Source organism: Halopiger goleimassiliensis (assembly GCF_000455345.1).
GTDB lineage: Archaea > Halobacteriota > Halobacteria > Halobacteriales > Natrialbaceae > Halopiger_A > Halopiger_A goleimassiliensis.
This window is the reverse complement of the sequence record NZ_HG315690.1, coordinates 968,680-986,788: the sequence shown is the minus strand read 5'-3', so window position 1 is coordinate 986,788 and position 18,109 is coordinate 968,680. Positions and strand designations below refer to the sequence as shown.

Below are 18,109 nucleotides of genomic sequence, written 5' to 3'. Positions count from 1 at the left end.
ATGTCCACAGAACGAGGCCGCATTCGGATTTCGGGGTTCGAAACCGATCGCATCGAGGACCAGGAGTCGGCGGTGGTCTGGAGCGAACGGGAGGGCGAGGAGGTCACGCGCCTCTGGCGAAAGATCGGCGCGAGCCTCGTCCGCAACCGCCTGGCGTTGCTGGGGGCGACGGTGGTCGTCGTCCTCACGGTCGCGGCACTGTTTTCGCGGCCGATCTCCATCGCCGGCGTGACCGTCCAGCCGTTCTCGATCGTGCCGTACGATCCGGTCGCGACGGGCGTCGGCCCCCGGTACGGGTCGCCGTCGTTGAGTCACCCGATGGGGACGGATCGCCTCGGCCGCGACATGTTCTCCCGCGTGATCACCGGCGGACGGTACAGCATCTCGATCGGGCTGATCGTCACGGCCATCGCGGCGACGTGGGGCGTCGTCTACGGCGGCATCTCCGGCTACTTCGGCGGACGCACCGACGCCGTCATGATGCGCCTGCTCGACGTCGTCTTCGCGTTCCCCTCGCTCGTGCTCGCGTTGATCCTCGTCGCCCTGTTCGGGGGCGGCTTCTGGCCGCTCGTGGGCGCGTTCGCGCTCGTGGGCTGGGCGACATACGCGCGCATCATCCGGGGGGAGATCCTGAAGGTCAAGCAAAACGAGTACGTGCTGGCGGCGAAGGCCCTCGGCGCGCGGGATCGGACGGTGCTGTTCCGCCACGTCGTCCCGAACGCCATCGCGCCGGTCATCGTCCAGGCGACGCTCAGCATCGGTACCGTCGTCATCGGCGTCGCGGCACTGGGCTTCCTGGGGCTCGGGTTCGATCCCGGCACCCCCGAGTGGGGGACGATCCTCGACGCCGAGGCCGACACGCTCGCGACGGGCGAGGGCGGCGACTGGTACTGGTGGGCGACCGTCTTCCCGGGGCTGATGATCTTCATATTCGTCATGTCGATGAACATGATCGGTGACGCCGTCAACGACGCGCTCGACGCCCAGGTCGACGACGTCACGCCCGGAGGTGGCGGCTGATGGCCCTGCTCGAAGTCTCCGATCTGACGGTCTCGTTCTACACGCCGGAGGGCGTCGTCACGGCGGTCGACGACCTCTCGTACACGATCGAGCGCGGCGAGAAGTTCGGCGTCGTCGGCGAGAGCGGGGCCGGCAAGAGCGTAACGGCGCTGTCGCTGTTGCGCCTCATCGAGAGCCCCGGACGCATCGAGAGCGGCGAGATCCTGCTGGATGGCGAGGACATACTCGAGATGAGCGAGACCGAAGTTCGGCGGATCCGGGGCAACCGGATTGCGATGATCTTCCAGGACGCCCAGACGGCGCTGAACCCGGTCTACACGATCGGCGAACAGATCGCCGAGGCGATCAGACACCACCTCGACTACGACGACGCGGCCGCCAGAACGCGGGCGATCGAACTGCTCGACCAGGTGGGCATTCCGGACGCCGAAAGCCGCTACTCGGATTACCCTCACGAGTTCTCCGGCGGGATGCAACAGCGCGCGGTGATCGCGATGGCGCTGTCGTGCGATCCGGACGTGTTGATCGCCGACGAGCCGACGACCGCGCTCGACGTCACGACGGAGGCGAAGATCCTCGACCTGCTCGAGGACCTCACCGACGAGTTCGACACCGCCGTCCAGTTGATCACCCACGATCTCGGCGTCGTCGCCGAACTCTGCGACCGGGTGATGGTGATGTACGCCGGCGAGGCGGTCGAGAAAGCGTCGGTCGAACAGCTCTACTACGATCCCAAACACCCCTACACCGTCGGCCTGATGAGTTCGATTCCCCGGGTCGGCGACGACCGCGAACGGCTGCGGACGATTCCGGGGTCGATGCCCGACGAGGCCGAGGTACCCTCGGGCTGTCGGTTCCATCCGCGGTGTCCGTACGCGGAGGACGTCTGCAAGCGGAAGCACCCGCCGCTGGCCCCGCCCGACGAGGACGCCGACGCCTCCGAGCGGTCGGCGCGGTGTCTCGAGTACACCGGCGACCTCACGTACGGCCTCGACTTCCAGGTCTCGGTCGAGGGCGAGACGGACGACCCGGTTCCGGGTGGTAGCCATGAGTAGCCGCGGGGAACCGATCCTCCGGACCGAGGGATTGACGAAACACTACACCTCACAGAGCGGCCTGATCGACACCGTGCTCGGTCGGACGCAGATCGTCCAGGCCGTCGACGGGATCGACCTCGAGCTCTACCCCGGCGAAACGCTCGGCGTCGTCGGCGAGAGCGGCTGCGGCAAGACGACGCTCGGCCGGGCGATGTTGCGACTCGTCGAACCCACGGCCGGGAAAGTCTACTACCGGCCGCAGAGCGGCGACGACAGCCGGGAGCCGATCGAACTCACCGGACTCTCCGACAGTCGGCTCCGGGACCTGCGAACGGATCTACAGTACATCTTCCAGGACCCGTTCTCGAGCCTGAATCCCCGATTGACGGTCGGCGACATCATCGGCGAACCGCTCGACATCCACGGGATCGCCGAGGGAGAGGCCCGCACCGACCGGGTCTACGAACTGCTCGACACCGTCGGCCTCAGCCCGAGTCACGCCCACCGGCATCCACACGAGTTCTCCGGCGGCCAGCGACAGCGGATCGGCATCGCACGCGCGCTGGCGGTCGATCCCGAGGTGATCGTCTGCGACGAACCGGTGAGCGCGCTGGACGTCAGCGTCCAGGCCCAGATCCTCAACCTGCTCGAGGACCTCCAGGAGGAGTTCGACCTCTCGTACGTCTTCATCGCCCACGACCTGAGCGTCGTCGAGCACATCTCCGACCGGATCGCCGTCATGTACCTGGGCGAGTTCGCCGAGGTCGGCACCACCGACGAGGTGTTCGACGAACCCCACCACCCCTACACGGAGGCGTTGCTGTCGGCGATTCCGGAGCCCGATCCGCTCTGGGAAGGCGACCGGATCTTCCTCGAGGGGCAGGTGCCCTCGCCGATCGATCCGCCCTCGGGCTGTCGGTTCCACACCCGGTGTCCGCGGGTCATTCAGCCCGAGTCGATCGACCTCGAGCAGTCCACCTGGCGCTCGGTGCTGGATTTCAAACTCAGGGTACAGGACGCCGACGCGGTCGACGACCTCGTGACGCTCTCGAGCGCCCACGAGGAGGAGGGCGTCGCCGTCGAGTCGCTCTCGCGCTCCGAACTGGCGACCCACGTCCGCGACGAGTTCGGCATTCCCGCCGACCTCGGGGATCTCGAGGCCGAATCGGCCGTCGACGAGGCGATCGACCGAGTACACGAGGGGGAGCTCGAGGCGTGCGAACGCGCGCTCGAGGCGGCGTTCACGTCGCCGTGCGAGACGACGGTGCCGCCCGACTACGAGCAGTCGCCGACCCACGAGATCGCCTGCCTGCGGTACGATCCCGGCGACTTACTCGAGACCGACGCGAGAGACGAGTTCGACGGTCCCGTCGCCAGGGGCGAATCCGATTAGTTCCGGGAGCGACCGCGGCTGGCACCGACGCCCTCCATCGCCAGCGCGAGGCTCTCGTCGTCGATGCCCTGCGGGCGGTCGTGGAACCGCCGTCGGATCCCGTCGGGAAGATACCGCTCCGTGAGACGGGGCGTGCCCGGGACGAGATACCCTCGAAGCGCGATCGCGAACAGGGAGCCGACCAGCGTGAGCGCGCCGAGCGCGACCGCTGCGGTGGTGTCGACGAATCGGCGTCCCAGAACGGTGATAGCGACGGCCACCAGCGCGCCGATCGCGACGTTGGCGACGGTACACGGCAGACAGCGGTTCTCGCCGGTGTAGGCGGGTCGACGGTACCGTTCGAGGACGGATACGAACCCACGAAATCGCTCGGGACCGAACGCGGACCCACGAACCCGCTCGAGGAGGGTCGAACTCGACATCTGTCGGCTGTCAGGTCCCCGGAACCGAACCGGGACTGAACTCCAGGAACCGTCGCCCGCAGTCCCGGCACTCGATCGTCACGACCTCGACGTCGCTACAGCAGGAGTCGACGGTCTCGTCCCGCAGCGAGATCTCGCCGTCACAGAACAGACATCGGTCCTGGAACGACCGCAGCGACTGGAGGATCCGGTAGCGCTGGCGCGGCGGGACGGTCTCCCAGTCGTCGGTCGTCTCCCGGAGCGCCCGATCGACGGCGACGTCGAGTTCGACCGCGCCCTCGGCGGGCCAACTTCTGACGGTGTGTTCGATCCGAAACGCCGGGTAGGACCGATCGGCGTCCGCGACGTCACCTTCGGGAACGCCGAAGATCGCCGCCACGTCCGCCGCTCCGACGCCTGCCGATCGAACCCCCTCGAGCCGCGTGTCGACCCGCTCAGCGAACGACGGCGTGAACCGGAGCCCCTCCTCGTCGTCGGTCGGTTCGATACACCCGGCCTCGAGCAGGAACGTCTCCGGATCGACCGCGTTCCGTCGCCGCTGTGCGATGCGTTCCGATGTCGATCCGTCGGACATACGCCGCCCGTCCACACCACCCCTAATAAGAATGCGGTGCGTGAACGCGACCCGCTGTCGCCTAACCGGCCGTTGGGAGTCAGTTCCGAACGCGGTCCTCGAGTCGGTCGACGATTTCCCGCTGTTCGTCGGCGGTCGCCTCGAGGTCCTCGAGGACACTCCCAGCGTAGTCGATGTGGCTCCCGAGCAGGTGCAACTCGTCGTAACACCGCTGCTGGAGCCGTTCGATCGTGAGCGCCGTCTCGAGGGCGAGGCGATCGGATCGGTCGTCCGGGGCGCTCTCGACGCGAGACCGGCCGTCCTCGATCACGCCGTCGATCGTATGGTTGCGGCTCGTCGCCGGCCGCGATCCGAGCGCGTCGAAGACGGTCTCGAGGCGGTCCCGACGCGTTCGGGCGTGATCCCGTCGGTCGGCCAGGATCTCCGCGTGGTCGTCGCCGACGTTCGCGGCCAGCTCGTCGTAGAACTCCACGAGTTCGTCCTCGACGTAGAACGCGTTCGAAAGCTGGTAGACGAACAGATCGTCTACGGTCTCGACGTTGATCGACTGCGTGTGCCCTCCCGACCGATCGAGCGCGGGACGCCCGCTCGGCCCGACGTCGCTTTCCTCGAGTAACGACGCGATGGGGTCGCCGCCGGCGAGGTCGGCCAGATCTTCCAGCATCGCGACTTCGTCTTCGTAACTGGCCTCGAGCGTCTCGAGGACGTCGTCCGCGTCCGCCCCCTCGGCCGTGGGGAGGTCGCCGTCGGCGACGAGCCCCTCGACGAGGGTGATCGCGCCCCCGTAGGCCGAGCGCTCGAGTTCCTCGAGTTTCGCCGCCGCGGCGAGGTAGTACGGCGGTCGGAGGGCGTCGTTGAGGACCACGTTGTTGAACTGCTCCTTGTCGGCGATCCAGCCCTCGAGCGCCGGAACGTCGCCCGCGGACGGCTCGATCTCCGTGGTTTCGAAGACCGCCTCGAGACGCTCGCGGTGTGTCGTCGTCTCCTCGCGATGGGTCTCGATGCGCTCGTACAGTCGTTCCCGGCAGTCGCCGATCTGTACGCCGTCGAGGGTGTCGATCGAGACGTCGCCGGCTACGACCTCGAGTTGCGTCTCGAGGGTTCGCTCGACGCTGTAGAGTCGTTCCAACTCGGCCGTGAACGCGTCCCGTTGTGCGGTCGCCATAGTAGTGCTCTCCAGGTGTTGTCGTCTCCGGTTCGCGGTTGCTGACCCGTCAGAACGACTGCTGGGTCCGGTCGAGTTCCTGCGGGACTTCGTCGCTGCGGTCGCTGTATCGCGGTCGGCCGACGGCGTCACGCCGCACGCCGTTCAGGATGGCCAACTCGAGTTCGTCGCGGGACTCGTAGGTTTCGTGGCCCGAGGTCTCGAGGATCACCCGCAGCGAATCGGAACCACGCGGGTATCGGATCTCGGTCTCGCCGAACTCCTGGAGCACCTCGTCGGTTGTCGCCGGGAAGGTGGCGTTCTCGAACAACCCGCTTACCGAGCCCACCGCCACGGACCGCAGTTCGTCGGTATCGTCGTCGATGTGGGTCATCGTGGGAGCGTCCGTGACTGCCGTCCAAAGTACTGGAGCCTGCGTGGTACTGCCGAACGACGACCTCGGCCGCTCGCTCCCTCGAGAACGCCGAGATGCCGGTTCGATCGACTGCCCGTTGCTCGACGGCACCGTTACGTGTCGTCACCCATCGGAATCCGTATCGCCGTCGTCGCCGTCCGAGTCGGTGTCGCCGTCGTCGCTATCGCTATCGGTGTCGGTGTCACCGTCGTCGCTATCGGTGTCGGTGTCACCGTCGTCGCCGTCGGAATCGGTGTCGCCGTTTCCGCCGTCCGAGTCGGAGTCCGTGTCACCATCGTCGCGGACACGGCCGGACGAGTCGAGGGCAGGCGAGGTCGGCCGCTCACTCGAGTCCCTCGTCCGATCCGAGTTCGGTCGTTCGTCGGGAGTTGCCGCCCACTGCTCGTCCGGTCGCTCGTCGTCGGCCTGTTCGTCGAACCCGGGTTCGTCCTCGAGGACGTACAGCGCGAGCGGCGGGACGACGTAACAGGCGATGGCGATCGCCGCGAACCACGGATCGACGAAGACGAGGAGCCCGAACATGGTGAGCGCGACCGTGGCGGCCGTGTGGGCGGTCGTGTCGGTATACCGGCGGTAGAACGCCCAGAATCGGCGGATTCGGTCCCCGACAGGAGTCACGGCTATCGTCAGCACGGCCACCGTCGATCGTCGCGTCGACGACGAGGGGACCATTGGGCCGTCTACGACCGCAAGCGGGAAACCGGTTTGGCTCGCGACCCGCGAGGGCCATCGGGAAGTTCGGCTTCGCCTTCGCGGAGACCGGCCCCGGTCCAGTCGCCGACGGCCTTCCGGGTGACGGAATCCGTTCTGTTCCCGCACTTCCGTCCGAGACGCCGATCGAAGACCGACACCGTCTCTCACAAAACATTTAATTTCTGCTTCCGAGGGGAGATTACAACGAGAATGAGACGGAGAGCTGTGGTCAAGACCGGGGGTTGCTGGTCGCAAGCGCGCCGCTATCGGGGTGTCTCGGATCCGGTGCCGGTACCGAGAACTCGGAACGGATTCCGGAACCGAAACGCGAACGCGGCGGGGACGAACGGATCGAACGAAGCGTGGAGACGACCCTCGAGGCGGCACGGCGCGAACACGGCGGGTTCCTCGAGCAGGCAGACGAGCGGGATGCGATCTGTCATCACGAGGCACGGGATGCCGTCGCCGACCACCTCGAGTCGGAACTCGACGCGCCGCTCGAGGCAGTGTCTCCGAAACTCCTGTTCTCGTCGGGGCAGTTCCAACTGGAGGTGTGGGCGGTGACGACGGTGACTGGGGACGACGACGTAGTGAGTACTCCCGAGGTCGAGTTCTCGGACCTGGTCGCCGCCACACCGGAATCGGTGTCGATGACGGTCGAACTGGACGACGAGCAGTATACCTGCCAGACCGGCGTGATGGTGGAGCAAACCGTAGAGCGGGAGGGTGCCTGAACGCCGCGTTCTGAACTGAGACGACTACCGGCCCACCACGCCGAACTCGGACCCTCGGCGATGCTTGGACCGGAACGGGCGGTACATGGAATCCTCGGCCGGATCGGTGTCCGTTCGACGGCGATACTCGAGTTGCCGCAGGCCGCCGTGATCGAAGAGCGCTACGAGTAGCGGACTGCGGTCATCGCCGGATAGCCCGTCGGATTGGTTCGATTCCCGGCCGGCCGTCGGCCCACCAGAGCGCGACGCCAGCGACCAGAATCACGGCCTCGAGCCACAGCGTCGTGATCTCGAGGCCGGCGACGGTGCCGAGGGGTTTGGTGCCGCTGTAGGCGGGCATGGGCGTCACCGGCCACAGGAGGAAGCCGAGTTCCTCGAGGTCGCCGGAGACGACGTGCCACGGCACGTCGGTCGCGAGGTGCGAGAGGGAGCCGACGGCGAACGCGATGCCGAGCGCGGTCCGGCCTCGAGCGCGGGCGAGCCACCAGACGCCGAGGACGACCGGGATCGCGAACAGCAGCGAGTGTCCGAGCGTGCGGCCGACGTCGACCACGCCGGCGAGCCACGGCGGCTTGTCGAGCAGGTCCGGCAGCGCCGCGCCCGCGAGGGCCGCGAGCGTGGCTTCTTCGGTCGGCGCACCCCCTCGAGTCGCGCGGGTGTAGCCCGCCCAACAGAGGTAACCGACGGCGAGGTGGACGACCGGTTGCATCACCGTCCGCTACGCCGGTGTCCGGGAAAGACGTGGCGACGACCCCGGTCGGCCGCGAACGCCTCTCGAGCGGGTCCTCCCTCGGGGCGGAAACGTCGGCCAGGATCTGTTGGATGAAAAGACATTTACGCCGACGCTTCGCGGCTCCGGTATGTCCGGGAAATCGTTCGGGATCGCCGCCCTGGTCGCACTGATCGCCGGCGTCACGGAGGTACTCGTTCGGCAGTCGACGCTGATTGGCCTACGGTTCTTCGGGTTCGACGCGGAGTCGCTCACGGTCCTGGCGCTCGTTTCGCGCCTAGCTTCCGTGCTGATCGTCCCGATCGGTATCTTCGCGGTCGGCTACTACTGCGGCCGCTGGATCGCGCCACGACGGTCGATCACGACGCTCGGGATCGTGCTCTTTCTCGCGGGTGCAACTGGCAGCGTCGCGACACTATTTGCCCTTCAGGCGTTGCTGGGGTTTTCTTCCGTCTCGTCGGCCGGATTCGTGCTCGCCTACCTCGAGGTCGCCGTGTCGACGGGCCTGATCGTCGCAGTGTCCGGACTGGCGGGGCTGGGCACGTACGTCGTCCGGAACGGGGACTCCCATCGAGACGCGTCTAGTGGCGCTGCTCGTCGGCAGTACTGACGAACTTCTCAGGCCTCGTACTCGGCCCAGATGTACCGCGTCGCCGTGCTCCGGTAGGGCCGCCACGGCTCCGCGATCTCCCGCATCTCCGCGCGGGTGAGTTCCTCGCCGTCGTTGTACAACTGTTCGATGCCGCGACGGACCGCCAGATCGCCGAGCGGGAGCACGTCCGGGCGCTGGAGGACGAAGATGAGGTACATTCGGGCGGTCCAGGCACCGACGCCCTTGATCCGTGTGAGTTCGTCGATCACCTCCTCGTCAGAGTGGTCGGCCAACCCCTCCTGGGTCAGGTCCCGTTCCTGGAAGGCTCGAGCGGCGTTTCGAACGTAGTCGACCTTCGTCCGCGAGAGGCCGGCCTCGAGCAGCGCGTCACCGTTGGCCGCGAGGACGGTTTCGGGGGTGACCGTCCCGTCCAGGAGGTCGAAGACGCGTTCGCGGACGGCCGTCGCGCTGGCCGTCGACAACTGCTGATTGATGATCGCGACGCAGAGCCGTTCGAACTCGTCGACGTCCGGGTCGAGTGGGTGTGGCGTTCGCCGTTCGATCACCTCGGCCATCACGGGATCGGCTCGGAGGACCGTTTCGGGATCGGCGTCGGTTCCGGCGGGAGCATCGACCGTCATTCGCGTACGACGGTTCGTAGGTTCGAGCGACCAAAAGCGCGTTGCTCGAGGGGACCGCCGACGCGCCCGCGACCCTCGCGCTCAAATAGGGTGTCACCGTCGCGGGCGGTAATCCGGCACTGGCTCGACACGTCGACCGGTGACCTCGCCGACGAGACGGTCAATCGCGGATTACGACCCCGCACGAGCAGGCACGATTCGGGGGGTCGAGAAACGACCCACTGAGGCGACGAGACGGCCCCGCCGACTCAAGTGGCGACCGCCGTCGGTCCCTAGTGAGATGGCCGACGATACTCCGACGGACGACACACCAGCGCAACGACGCATGACTACCGATCCGGAGCGGATCCGCGAGTGGGCCGAGGAACGCGACGTCGTCCCCGTCAGGACCCACGGCGGGGAGGGCCACGGCACCACGTTCGCCCGGACGGACGACCTCGGTCCTGACCACGAGGAGTTCACCTGGGACGAGTTCGAACGGACCGTCACGGAAGAGAACCTGGTGTTCGTCTACCAGGAGACCGACCCCGAGGAGGGGGTGGGCCACTTCGACCTGGTCGAACGCGACGAGGCGTTCGAGCGCGTGGATCTCGGACGGAGCGAACTCGAGGACCGACTCCGCCAGGGCGAGACGGTCACGACCGAAATCGTCGAGACGCAAGTGATCGAACGCGAGATCGTCGAACGAGATACGATCGAGAGCGAGGTCGTCGAATCCGAACTCGCCGACCGACACGTCGTCGACTCGGAACTGCTGACTCGTGAGTTGGTCGACACGGAGTTCGTCAGCGCCGACGAGATCGACGTCACGACCGAGGAGACGCGACTGGACACCGTCGAGGAGATCGAACGCTATACGGTCGAGAGCCGAATCGTGGACGTCGACCTCGAGCACGACGACGAACTCGAACGCGACGAGATCCGGACCGACGTCGACCTCGAGGGGATCCAGCGGTCGATCCTCGAGAGCGACGTCGTCCGGACCGACGTCGAGCCCGACGAAGTGATCGAACAGGAGGTCATCGAGAGTACCCGCGGCGAGGGCGACACCGTCCGGAGCGAACTCATCGAACGGCGCACGGTCGAGGAGGAGATCCAGGAACGGACCCGCAAGCGGTTCACGCTCGAGGAGACCGAACTGCTCGAGTCCTCGGTGATCGGCAGCGACCTGCTCGAGGGGGAGATCGTCGACGTCGAGGAGTACGAGACGCTCACGGCGGACGAGCGGGCGTCGGTTCCGGAAGGGACCGGTGAGCCCGGCGAGTCAGTTGGCGGGACTGCAGGGACGACCGGTGCCGAACCGGACGCCCGTTCCGAGGCCGGTGCAGCGGGCGGTGACACCGACGCCGTGGCAGAGGCGGACGCCGACGCAACGGGGGCGTCGGCCGCCGATTCGGACGCGACCACCACGGTCTCCCGGGACGACCAGGGCAAAGTCGTCGTAGACGAGTCGGGCGAGGAGATCGGAATCGCCGGCCGAATCGAGGAGGGGACGGTCTACGTCGATCCCGAGCCTGGGTTGACCGATCGCCTCAGGGCGCGACTCGGCTGGGAGAGCGACGCCGAGGACGAGTATCCGGTGGAGCCGGCCCAGATCAAGGCCGTCGACGAGGACGAGATCGTCCTCCGGAGCGGGTGACGCGGCCCTCGATCGGGCCGACGCGGCAAAAGGAGGAACCTATCTCCTCGAGGCGAGTGCCGACGTCGCTGCCGTCGGGCTTACTCGAGGTCGAAGCGATCGAGCGTCATCACCTTGTGCCAGGCGTCGACGAAGTCCTCGACGAGCTTCTCCTCGCCGTCGGCGGCACCGTAGACGTCGGCGTAGGCGCGGAGGCGGGCGTTCGACCCGAAGATGAGGTCGAAGCGAGTGGCCTCCCACTCGACGTCGCCGGTCTCGCGGTCACGGATCTCGAAGACCTGCTCGTCCTCGTCGACCGGCTCCCACTCGTAGTCCATGTCGAGCAGGTTCACGAAGAAGTCGTTGGTCAGCGTCCCCGGCTCCTCGGTGAAGACGCCGCGGTCGGAGTCGCCGTAGGTCGCGCCCAGCGTGCGCATGCCGCCGACCAGCACCGTCAGCTCGTCGACGGTCAGGTTCAGCAGTTCCGCCTTGTCGACCATCCGCTCCTCGGGCGTGCCGTAGAGGTCGTCGTCGAAGTCGCCGTCGCCGAGGTAGTTGCGGAAGGCGTCGACCTCCGGCTCGAGCACGTCGAAGGACTCCTCGTCGGTCATCTCCTGGGTGGCGTCGGTGCGGCCCGGCTCGAAGGGGACCGCCACGTCGTAGCCGGCCTCGGCCGCCGCCTGCTCGACGGCCGCGTTGCCGCCCAGCACGATGAGGTCGGCTATCGAGACGCGCACGTCGTCGTTACGCGAGGCGTTGAACTCTTCCTGGATGCCCTCCAGCGTCTCCAGGACGGTTTGGAGTTCCTCGGGCTCGTTGACCTCCCAGCTGCGCTGGGGTTCCAGGCGGACGCGAGCACCGTTGGCACCGCCGCGCTTGTCGCTGTCGCGGTAGGTCGAGGCCGACGCCCACGCGGTCTTGACCAGTTGCGGGACGGTCAGGTCCGTGGCGAGGATCTCCGCTTTCAGTTCGGCGGCCTCCTCCTCGCCGATGATCTCGTAGTCGGCGTCCGGGATGGGGTCCTGCCAGGCGAACGTCTCGTCGGGGACCTCCGGGCCGACGTACCGCTCGGGCCGGCCCATGTCGCGGTGGAGGAGCTTGAACCACGCCTTCGCGAACGCCTCCTGGAAGGCCTGGGGGTCCTCCTGGAACTCCTCGAGGACGGCCCGGAAGTCGTCGTCGTGCTTGAGGGCGACGTCCGTCGTCAGCATCATCAGCTTCTCCTCCTCGTCGGGGTCCTGTGCGCCGGGCGCGGTCCCGGCGTCGTCCCCGACGGGTTCCCACTGCCAGGCACCGCCGGGACCCTTGACCGAGGTCCAGTCGTGTTCCAGCAGGTTGTCGACGTAGCCCGTGTCCCACTGGATCGGGTTCGAGGTCCAGGGTCCTTCGATACCGCTGGTGATCATGCCGCCGATGTCCTCGAAGTCCTGGTCCCAACCGAGCCCCTGCTCCTCGATGGGAGCCGCCTCGGGCTCGGGGCCGACGTGTTCGTCGGGATCGTCCTTTCCGTGGACCTTCCCGAAAGTGTGGCCGCCCGCGATGAGCGCCACCGTCTCCCGGTCGTTCATCCCCATGCGCGAGAACTCCTCGCGGATGTTCTGTGCGGATCCCTCGACGTCGGGCTCGCCGTAGGGACCTTCGGGGTTCACGTAGATGAGGCCCATCACGGTGTTGGCGAGCGGGTTCTTGAGCGCACCGACCTCCTCGTCACCCTCGAACCGCTCGGGCGAGGTCGTCTCCCACTCGTCCTCGGGACCCCACTCGATGGCCTCGTTGGACTTGTACTCGTCCTCGCGGCCGCCGGCGAAGCCGAACGTCTCGAATCCCATCGACTCGAGCGCAACGTTGCCGGCCAGCAGGATGAGGTCGCCCCACGACAGCTTGCGGCCGTACTTCTGTTTGACCGGCTGGAGCAGCCGACGGGCCTTGTCGAGGTTGACGTTGTCCGGCCAGCTGCTCTCCGGCGGGAGGCGCTGGAGGCCGCCGGCACCCCCGGCACGGCCGTCGGCGGTGCGGTACGTCCCGGCACTGTGCCAGGCCATCCGGATGAACAGCGGCCCGTAGTGGCCGTAGTCGGCCGGCCACCAGTCCTGCGAGGACGTCATCACGTCCTCGATGTCTTCCTTCACCTGTTCGTAATCGAGCTCCTCGAACGCCTCGGCGTAGTCGAAATCCTCGTCGTACGGACCGACGTCCTGGGCGTTATCGTCGAGAACGTCTAATCGCAATAGGTCCGGCCACCAGTCTTGGTTAGACCATGTCATCATTCGTGACCTGCCGCTTCTAGCTATTAATATTTTCCATCTCGTAACGCTCTCTTCCTATTGTCGAAACCATTCTTCGGAATGTGTTAACTCGAAAGTGGGCTCCGTTCGTGCTTTCCCGGGTCAGTACGAAACGAAATACGCGTCGTCGGAAGCCTCGAGTCGTCCGTCGGGGTCGGTACGGCCCCGATCCGTCGGTGCTCGTGGGTCGAAACCGGCCGTTCGTCCCCAGCTCTCGAGAGTGAGTGTCGCCTCGTTCTATGAACCCGACGACCCGTCCCGAATCGGGCGTGACTCCCGACACTGATCGGGGTTCGAAATCGCGTGACTACTGCGTCTCCCGGAGCGCGTCGGAAGCGATGATCGACGGCGGCGTCCGTAACTCGCAACCGGTGCCGCTCATACTGCCGGACAAAACGATGCACACCGATCTCACTCGAGATGCCGTCGCGTTCCGCGACAGGCGTCGAGACGCGGTCAGATGTGTACTGACTTCTGTCCGGTAGTATCAGTCGACCACCAGGTAATCGTCGACGCCCTCGAGTCGGCCGGTCGGGACGACGTACGCGCCGTCGTCGGTCCGCTCGAAGCGTTCGGGTCGATAGCCCTCCTCGGACGATGGCCGGACGAGCACGTGGTGCAACTCGCCGGTTTCGACGTCCATCGTCACGGTGTCGACCGTACCGAGTTCCGTGCCGTCGGATTTCATCACGGGCTTGCCGGAGAGCGTTTGGGCGAGGACAGTGGACATACTGCGGCCGTCAACAGTCGAGAAAATAAAACTATCTCCGCGTCTGACGCGCGTCGCGCGGCGATTCGATCGTCAGTCGGTGGGTCCGATTACTCCTCTTCCTCCGGCGTATCGGTCGCGTCCTGGTCGACACGACGGCTGACGTCGACGCGGTAGTTCTCGAGGATGTCACGCCCTAGCAAGACCTGGTAATCCATGTGTTCGCGGTCCTCGACGCTGGCGGTGACGGTGTGGCGATTGCCGCCAACGCCGACGACGACGTCGACGACCGGGCGGCTTCTGGTGGTCTTGGAACTGCCCGATTTGACCCGCGTGATCGACTTGATCGGCCCCGCACCGATCTCGGCCGCGAGCGACGTGTCGATGCTGGTACGTGTCGCCCCCGTGTCGGACTTCGCCAGCACCGTCCGCGAGCCGCTGGTCCCCGAGACGATGACCTCCTCGATGTAGCCGATGTCCGCGGGCTCTACCTCGGCCTGCGTCGCTCGAGCGGGCATCGCCGCCGGCCGACTGTCGTCGAGCACCGTCGAGAGTTCCTCGACCCGGTCGTCGTCGACCGACCCACCGGCGCGTTCGATCGCGAGTTTTGCGATGTGGGGGGCCGGGCTGACTCCCGTCGCCTCGTAGAGCCCCTTGAAGCCGGCCGTCGGATTCACCTCGAGGACGAACCAGCCTTCGTCGCCCTCGACGAGGTCGACGCCCGCGTAATCGAGGCCGATGGCGTCGGACGCGCGGCGAGCCATCTCCCGGGCTTCCTCGGGGAGGTCGGCGGTCGCGTCCTCGACGCTGCCGCCGAGAGCGACGTTCGTCCGCCAGTCGTTGTCCGGCGCGTAGCGGTACATCGCGGCGACGACCGTCCCGTCGACGACGTAGACCCGAACGTCCCGGTGGCGCGTCTCCCCCCGATCGATCAGTTCCTGCAGGAACGCGTACCGGTTGCCGACCATCGCGTTGATCGGGTCGTCGCGCCCGACCTTCCAGGTTCCGCCACCGTGGGTACCGATCGCCGTCTTGTAGACTGCCTCCTCGCCGTAGCGGTCTCGCACGGCGTTGAGTTGGTCGCTATTGAGCGCCAGCGTAACGTTCGGCGTTCGTACGTCGTTGACCGCGAGGGCCGCCGCCGTCGAGAGCTTGTGGATCGCCGTCAGGACCGTCATCGGCTCGTTGAGCATCGGGACGAGCTGTGCGAACGTGTTCGCCAGCCCGAGTTCCTCGGCCGGGTGTTCGGTGTTCGAGAGCAGCATCCGGTTCGCGATGACGTCCACCTCGGGCTCGAGAACGACGCTGCCGTCCGTGACGCTGATCGTGGTGTTTTCGGTTCGAAGCCACTCGCAGTCGTGGCCGAGCGCGTCGATGGCGTTACAGATCGCTTTCGTTTCCTTGCTCGTGTGGAGACTCAGTACCCCGACGGTGACGGGATCGGCGACTGCCATATCCGATAGACACCGGACCGTCGGATAAGTGCTAGCAGTTGTTCGCAAGCGACGGGATTGCGTGATTCGGAGCTCAATGGCCCTCTCCCGAGCGGACGACCGCCCTGACCTCGCGCGGATCGACCATCCCACTCGCGACCGCGAGGACTGCCCAGGTCGTCGCCCCGAGAGCGATGGCACCGACGAGCATCGGGAGGCTCGAGACGAGCGGCGTGACCAGCCACACCGCGACGGCCATCACGGCCGTGATCGCACAGATCGTCCCCATCGAGCGGGCCAGGCGGCCGAGACGCAGCGACAGCTCCCGGTGGACGATGTAGAGGTTGACCGCGACGTACACGGAGTGGGTCGCGACCGTGGCCAGCGCCGCACCGACGACGCCGACCGTCGGGATGAGCAGTAGGTTCAACCCGAAGTTCGCGACGGAGGTCACCCCTTTCGCGATGGCCCGGTGGCGGGCACGGCCGAGGTAATCCAGGCTGTCGCTCGTGAGGTTCGTGATCGCCTGTAACACGACGAACCCCGCGAGGACCTGCAACACCGGGACGGCCCCCTCGTACTGCGGGAACACCATCGTGACAAACGGGTCCGCGACGAGGACGATGCCGGTCGCCGCGGGCACGTAGACGAGCATCGTGTGGGTCAACGACTCCTCGTAGATCCGGCGGGCCTGCTCGAGCCGCCCCGAGGCCTTCTGCTCGCCGAAGTTGGGCGAGATGGCAAACCCCAGCGACTCCGCGGGCGCGAGCACGAAGTCGACGATCTGTTTCCCAAGCTGGTAGAAGCCGACGGCGGCCGAGGGGAGGAAGACGCCGATGAGGACGATGTCCAGGCGCTTGTCGATGACGTTCGCGCTTCGCGTCGCGGTCAGCGGAACGCTGTACTCGGCCAGCCGGCGGGAGAGGCCTTCCTCGTACTCCGGGGCTGGCTCGTAGCGACGGTAGAACTTCCAGTAGAGGACGGCCAGCCCGAACGTTCCGGCCACTGCGTAGCCGACGATGTAGCCGAACAGCGCACCGAGCGCGCCGAATCCGAGTAGGACGAGGGCGACGGCGACGACGAGGCGGACCGCCCCGCTGGTCGCCTGGACCGCGGCGCTGTATCCCAGGCGGTTGAACCCCTGGAAGGCCATCATCGCGAACCCGGAAAACGAGTTGGCGACGACGAACAACACGCCAGCCGCGAGGAACGGCGCTGCCTCGGGATCGCCCAGAACGATCGCGAGTTCCTCGTGAAAGAGCAACAGCGCGTAGGCGACGACCACGAGGACGATCACCTTGTACGTGATCGCAGAGCGCAACAGATGCGGGATCTGACCCTCCTCTCGCTCGCGGTACTCGGAGACGTACCGGGCCGTGGATTTGCCCAGCCCGAGGTCGGCGAACAGCTGGACGACCATCAGGATCCCGATCGCCCAGTAGAGCGCGCCGTAGCCGTCCGGGTTCAGCCAGCGCGCGAGGACGAACATCAACACCGCGCTCGAGACCATGTAGATGGCCCGCGAGACGAGCGTCGCTTTGAACCCGCGGACGATGTGCTCCCGTGTACTCATAGGTCGTCGAGTTCCGACCGCCGACCGCCGGTTCGATCGGCTCCGGTCACTCCGTCGGTTGCGCAGTCGCCCAATTGTAATGCGGTGACAACAGCTGTAGCCGCCCGCTACCCTCCGTGAAACGGTCAGTTACGAAGACTGTCCCGACGACAACGAGTCGGAATCGTCGGTCCTGACGGAAGCGTTCGATCGGAGATTCGCCGACGGTGGATCGGACGGACGCCGTCCGCCGGGTCCCTCCTCAGAGATAGGAGGCGTCCCAGCGGCTGGCCTTCCGGCGGTTTCCACAGACGTTGCACTCGATGCGTCCCATCGTGTCCATGGTGTTTTCCAGCGAGTCGCAGTTCCCGCAGAACCAGGCGTACAGCTCCTCGGCGTCTTCGGTCTTGTACGTGCCGTAAAACGGCGCTTTCGCCCCGCGTGCCGCCTCGCCGTAGCTGACGTAGACGGTCTCGTCGTCGACCTCGAGTTCGTCGATCGCGGCCCACTCCTCGTCGCCGGTCTCGCCTTCGACGTAGACGTTCTCGGTGAACGTCTCCGAACCGATCTCGACCTCGCGTTTGCTCGCCCGATCGAAGCCGTGGTTGGCGTAGAACTCGTTGCCGCCCTCGTTGTTCTCGAGGACGAACGCCTGGACGTTCTCTGCGCCGTCCTCGATGAGTTTCTCACGCGTTCGAACGAGCAACCGCACGCCAGTCCCGCCGCCGCGGTGGTCCGGATCGATGTGCAGCCACAGGATCCGCCCCGTCTTGTGCTGCTGGCCGATGAAATCGCTCTGTGAGAAGCCGATGAGTTCGCCGTCGTGTTCGACGCCGAGGACGACGAGGTGGTCCTCGTCGATCTCGTCGGCGAAGTCCTCGCCATACCACTTCTCGATGGCGTCCTCGATGGTGTCTTCGCCGAGAAAGTCCGTGTACGTGGAGTTGAGCGACTCCCTGGCGATCGAGCGGATCGCGTCGACGTCGTCGGTGGTTGCTTCGCGAATCTCCATGGGCCACCGTACCATTCCTTCCTACAAAACGTATGGCCACGATCACGCGACGTGAAGGCGACCGGTCCGCCACACCGGCTGGGA

At 66.5% G+C, this 18,109-nt stretch carries 18 protein-coding genes; 6 read left to right on the top strand and 12 right to left on the bottom strand.

The genetic code is table 11. The features are described 5' to 3' along the window. From TX79_RS04865 to TX79_RS04855, 3 genes are read left to right on the top strand one after another with little or no spacing between them, the layout of a single operon-like run. Window positions 1-1,020, top strand: a complete 1,020-nt coding sequence (locus TX79_RS04865; protein WP_049926052.1) for an ABC transporter permease — start codon at window positions 1-3, stop codon at window positions 1,018-1,020. After that, window positions 1,020-2,075 (top strand): ABC transporter ATP-binding protein, encoded by a 1,056-nt coding sequence (locus TX79_RS04860; RefSeq protein WP_049926050.1) that lies wholly within the window; start codon window positions 1,020-1,022, stop codon window positions 2,073-2,075. Before TX79_RS04865 ends, TX79_RS04860 begins: the two co-directional genes overlap by 1 nt. Further along, window positions 2,068-3,450, top strand: a complete 1,383-nt coding sequence (locus tag TX79_RS04855; RefSeq protein WP_049926048.1) for an ABC transporter ATP-binding protein — start codon at window positions 2,068-2,070, stop codon at window positions 3,448-3,450. Before TX79_RS04860 ends, TX79_RS04855 begins: the two co-directional genes overlap by 8 nt. Here TX79_RS04855 and TX79_RS04850 read toward each other — a convergent pair. The 5 genes from TX79_RS04850 to TX79_RS04830 form a co-directional block, all read right to left on the bottom strand. Beyond that, window positions 3,447-3,872, bottom strand: a complete 426-nt coding sequence (locus TX79_RS04850; protein ID WP_195892457.1) for a hypothetical protein — start codon at window positions 3,870-3,872, stop codon at window positions 3,447-3,449. The two genes, TX79_RS04855 and TX79_RS04850, sit on opposite strands and share 4 nt — an antisense overlap. A gap of 10 nt (window positions 3,873-3,882) precedes the next feature. Next, the gene (locus tag TX79_RS04845) at window positions 3,883-4,446 is read right to left on the bottom strand and encodes a hypothetical protein (RefSeq protein ID WP_049926046.1); all 564 of its coding nucleotides are present in this window, start codon (window positions 4,444-4,446) and stop codon (window positions 3,883-3,885) included. 79 nt (window positions 4,447-4,525) lie between these two features. Beyond that, on the bottom strand, window positions 4,526-5,611 hold the full coding sequence (locus TX79_RS18955; RefSeq protein ID WP_081655487.1) for a YciE/YciF ferroxidase family protein: 1,086 nt from the start codon (window positions 5,609-5,611) through the stop codon (window positions 4,526-4,528). A gap of 49 nt (window positions 5,612-5,660) precedes the next feature. After that, complete coding sequence (locus TX79_RS04835) at window positions 5,661-5,984, bottom strand: DUF5789 family protein (RefSeq protein WP_049926044.1); 324 nt, start codon at window positions 5,982-5,984, stop codon at window positions 5,661-5,663. Between the two features lie 144 nt (window positions 5,985-6,128). Further along, window positions 6,129-6,698: a hypothetical protein gene (locus TX79_RS04830; RefSeq protein ID WP_049926043.1), complete on the bottom strand. Its 570-nt coding sequence runs from the start codon at window positions 6,696-6,698 to the stop codon at window positions 6,129-6,131. 263 nt (window positions 6,699-6,961) lie between these two features. Between TX79_RS04830 and TX79_RS04825 the strand changes: the two genes are divergently transcribed. Further along, entirely contained in the window at window positions 6,962-7,453 is a 492-nt protein-coding gene (locus TX79_RS04825) for a hypothetical protein (protein ID WP_049926041.1), read from the top strand. Between the two features lie 181 nt (window positions 7,454-7,634). On the opposite strand, the gene TX79_RS04820 is transcribed toward TX79_RS04825, so the two are convergent. After that, the gene (locus TX79_RS04820) at window positions 7,635-8,162 is read right to left on the bottom strand and encodes a metal-dependent hydrolase (protein ID WP_049926040.1); all 528 of its coding nucleotides are present in this window, start codon (window positions 8,160-8,162) and stop codon (window positions 7,635-7,637) included. Between the two features lie 151 nt (window positions 8,163-8,313). Between TX79_RS04820 and TX79_RS04815 the strand changes: the two genes are divergently transcribed. Beyond that, window positions 8,314-8,793 carry a hypothetical protein gene (locus TX79_RS04815; protein ID WP_049926038.1) on the top strand — a complete coding sequence of 160 codons (480 nt, stop codon included), beginning with the start codon at window positions 8,314-8,316 and terminating at the stop codon, window positions 8,791-8,793. A gap of 8 nt (window positions 8,794-8,801) precedes the next feature. Here TX79_RS04815 and TX79_RS04810 read toward each other — a convergent pair whose 3' ends face one another. Beyond that, window positions 8,802-9,416, bottom strand: coding sequence for a DNA-3-methyladenine glycosylase family protein (locus tag TX79_RS04810; protein WP_049926037.1), 615 nt, complete (start codon window positions 9,414-9,416; stop codon window positions 8,802-8,804). A gap of 280 nt (window positions 9,417-9,696) precedes the next feature. Here TX79_RS04810 and TX79_RS04805 point away from each other — a divergent pair, with 280 nt between their 5' ends. Then, window positions 9,697-11,055 (top strand): hypothetical protein, encoded by a 1,359-nt coding sequence (locus TX79_RS04805; protein WP_049926036.1) that lies wholly within the window; start codon window positions 9,697-9,699, stop codon window positions 11,053-11,055. Between the two features lie 80 nt (window positions 11,056-11,135). Here TX79_RS04805 and katG read toward each other — a convergent pair whose 3' ends face one another. From katG to TX79_RS04780, 5 genes are all read right to left on the bottom strand, one after another. After that, the gene (katG, locus tag TX79_RS04800; RefSeq protein ID WP_049926034.1) at window positions 11,136-13,298 is read right to left on the bottom strand and encodes a catalase/peroxidase HPI; all 2,163 of its coding nucleotides are present in this window, start codon (window positions 13,296-13,298) and stop codon (window positions 11,136-11,138) included. Between the two features lie 508 nt (window positions 13,299-13,806). After that, window positions 13,807-14,049 (bottom strand): PRC-barrel domain-containing protein, encoded by a 243-nt coding sequence (locus TX79_RS04795; RefSeq protein WP_049926033.1) that lies wholly within the window; start codon window positions 14,047-14,049, stop codon window positions 13,807-13,809. An 89-nt stretch (window positions 14,050-14,138) separates the two neighbouring features. Next, window positions 14,139-15,482, bottom strand: coding sequence for a RimK family alpha-L-glutamate ligase (locus TX79_RS04790; protein ID WP_049926032.1), 1,344 nt, complete (start codon window positions 15,480-15,482; stop codon window positions 14,139-14,141). A 73-nt stretch (window positions 15,483-15,555) separates the two neighbouring features. Further along, window positions 15,556-17,034: a flippase gene (locus tag TX79_RS04785; RefSeq protein ID WP_049926030.1), complete on the bottom strand. Its 1,479-nt coding sequence runs from the start codon at window positions 17,032-17,034 to the stop codon at window positions 15,556-15,558. 241 nt (window positions 17,035-17,275) lie between these two features. Beyond that, window positions 17,276-18,025: a GNAT family N-acetyltransferase gene (locus tag TX79_RS04780; protein WP_049926028.1), complete on the bottom strand. Its 750-nt coding sequence runs from the start codon at window positions 18,023-18,025 to the stop codon at window positions 17,276-17,278. Window positions 18,026-18,109: the final 84 nt, after the last annotated feature.

Excerpts from the sequence above, each read along its gene's own strand:
- TX79_RS04865 (WP_049926052.1), top strand. The coding sequence starts at position 1 with ATGTCCACAGAACGAGGCCGCATTCGGATTTCGGGGTTCGAAACCGAT.
- TX79_RS04860 (WP_049926050.1), top strand. The coding sequence starts at position 1,020 with ATGGCCCTGCTCGAAGTCTCCGATCTGACGGTCTCGTTCTACACGCCG.
- TX79_RS04855 (WP_049926048.1), top strand. The coding sequence starts at position 2,068 with ATGAGTAGCCGCGGGGAACCGATCCTCCGGACCGAGGGATTGACGAAA.
- TX79_RS04850 (WP_195892457.1), bottom strand. The coding sequence starts at position 3,872 with ATGTCGAGTTCGACCCTCCTCGAGCGGGTTCGTGGGTCCGCGTTCGGT.
- TX79_RS04845 (WP_049926046.1), bottom strand. The coding sequence starts at position 4,446 with ATGTCCGACGGATCGACATCGGAACGCATCGCACAGCGGCGACGGAAC.
- TX79_RS18955 (WP_081655487.1), bottom strand. The coding sequence starts at position 5,611 with ATGGCGACCGCACAACGGGACGCGTTCACGGCCGAGTTGGAACGACTC.
- TX79_RS04835 (WP_049926044.1), bottom strand. The coding sequence starts at position 5,984 with ATGACCCACATCGACGACGATACCGACGAACTGCGGTCCGTGGCGGTG.
- TX79_RS04830 (WP_049926043.1), bottom strand. The coding sequence starts at position 6,698 with ATGGTCCCCTCGTCGTCGACGCGACGATCGACGGTGGCCGTGCTGACG.
- TX79_RS04820 (WP_049926040.1), bottom strand. The coding sequence starts at position 8,162 with ATGCAACCGGTCGTCCACCTCGCCGTCGGTTACCTCTGTTGGGCGGGC.
- TX79_RS04815 (WP_049926038.1), top strand. The coding sequence starts at position 8,314 with ATGTCCGGGAAATCGTTCGGGATCGCCGCCCTGGTCGCACTGATCGCC.
- TX79_RS04810 (WP_049926037.1), bottom strand. The coding sequence starts at position 9,416 with ATGACGGTCGATGCTCCCGCCGGAACCGACGCCGATCCCGAAACGGTC.
- TX79_RS04805 (WP_049926036.1), top strand. The coding sequence starts at position 9,697 with ATGGCCGACGATACTCCGACGGACGACACACCAGCGCAACGACGCATG.
- katG (WP_049926034.1), bottom strand. The coding sequence starts at position 13,298 with ATGACATGGTCTAACCAAGACTGGTGGCCGGACCTATTGCGATTAGAC.
- TX79_RS04795 (WP_049926033.1), bottom strand. The coding sequence starts at position 14,049 with ATGTCCACTGTCCTCGCCCAAACGCTCTCCGGCAAGCCCGTGATGAAA.
- TX79_RS04790 (WP_049926032.1), bottom strand. The coding sequence starts at position 15,482 with ATGGCAGTCGCCGATCCCGTCACCGTCGGGGTACTGAGTCTCCACACG.
- TX79_RS04785 (WP_049926030.1), bottom strand. The coding sequence starts at position 17,034 with ATGAGTACACGGGAGCACATCGTCCGCGGGTTCAAAGCGACGCTCGTC.
- TX79_RS04780 (WP_049926028.1), bottom strand. The coding sequence starts at position 18,025 with ATGGAGATTCGCGAAGCAACCACCGACGACGTCGACGCGATCCGCTCG.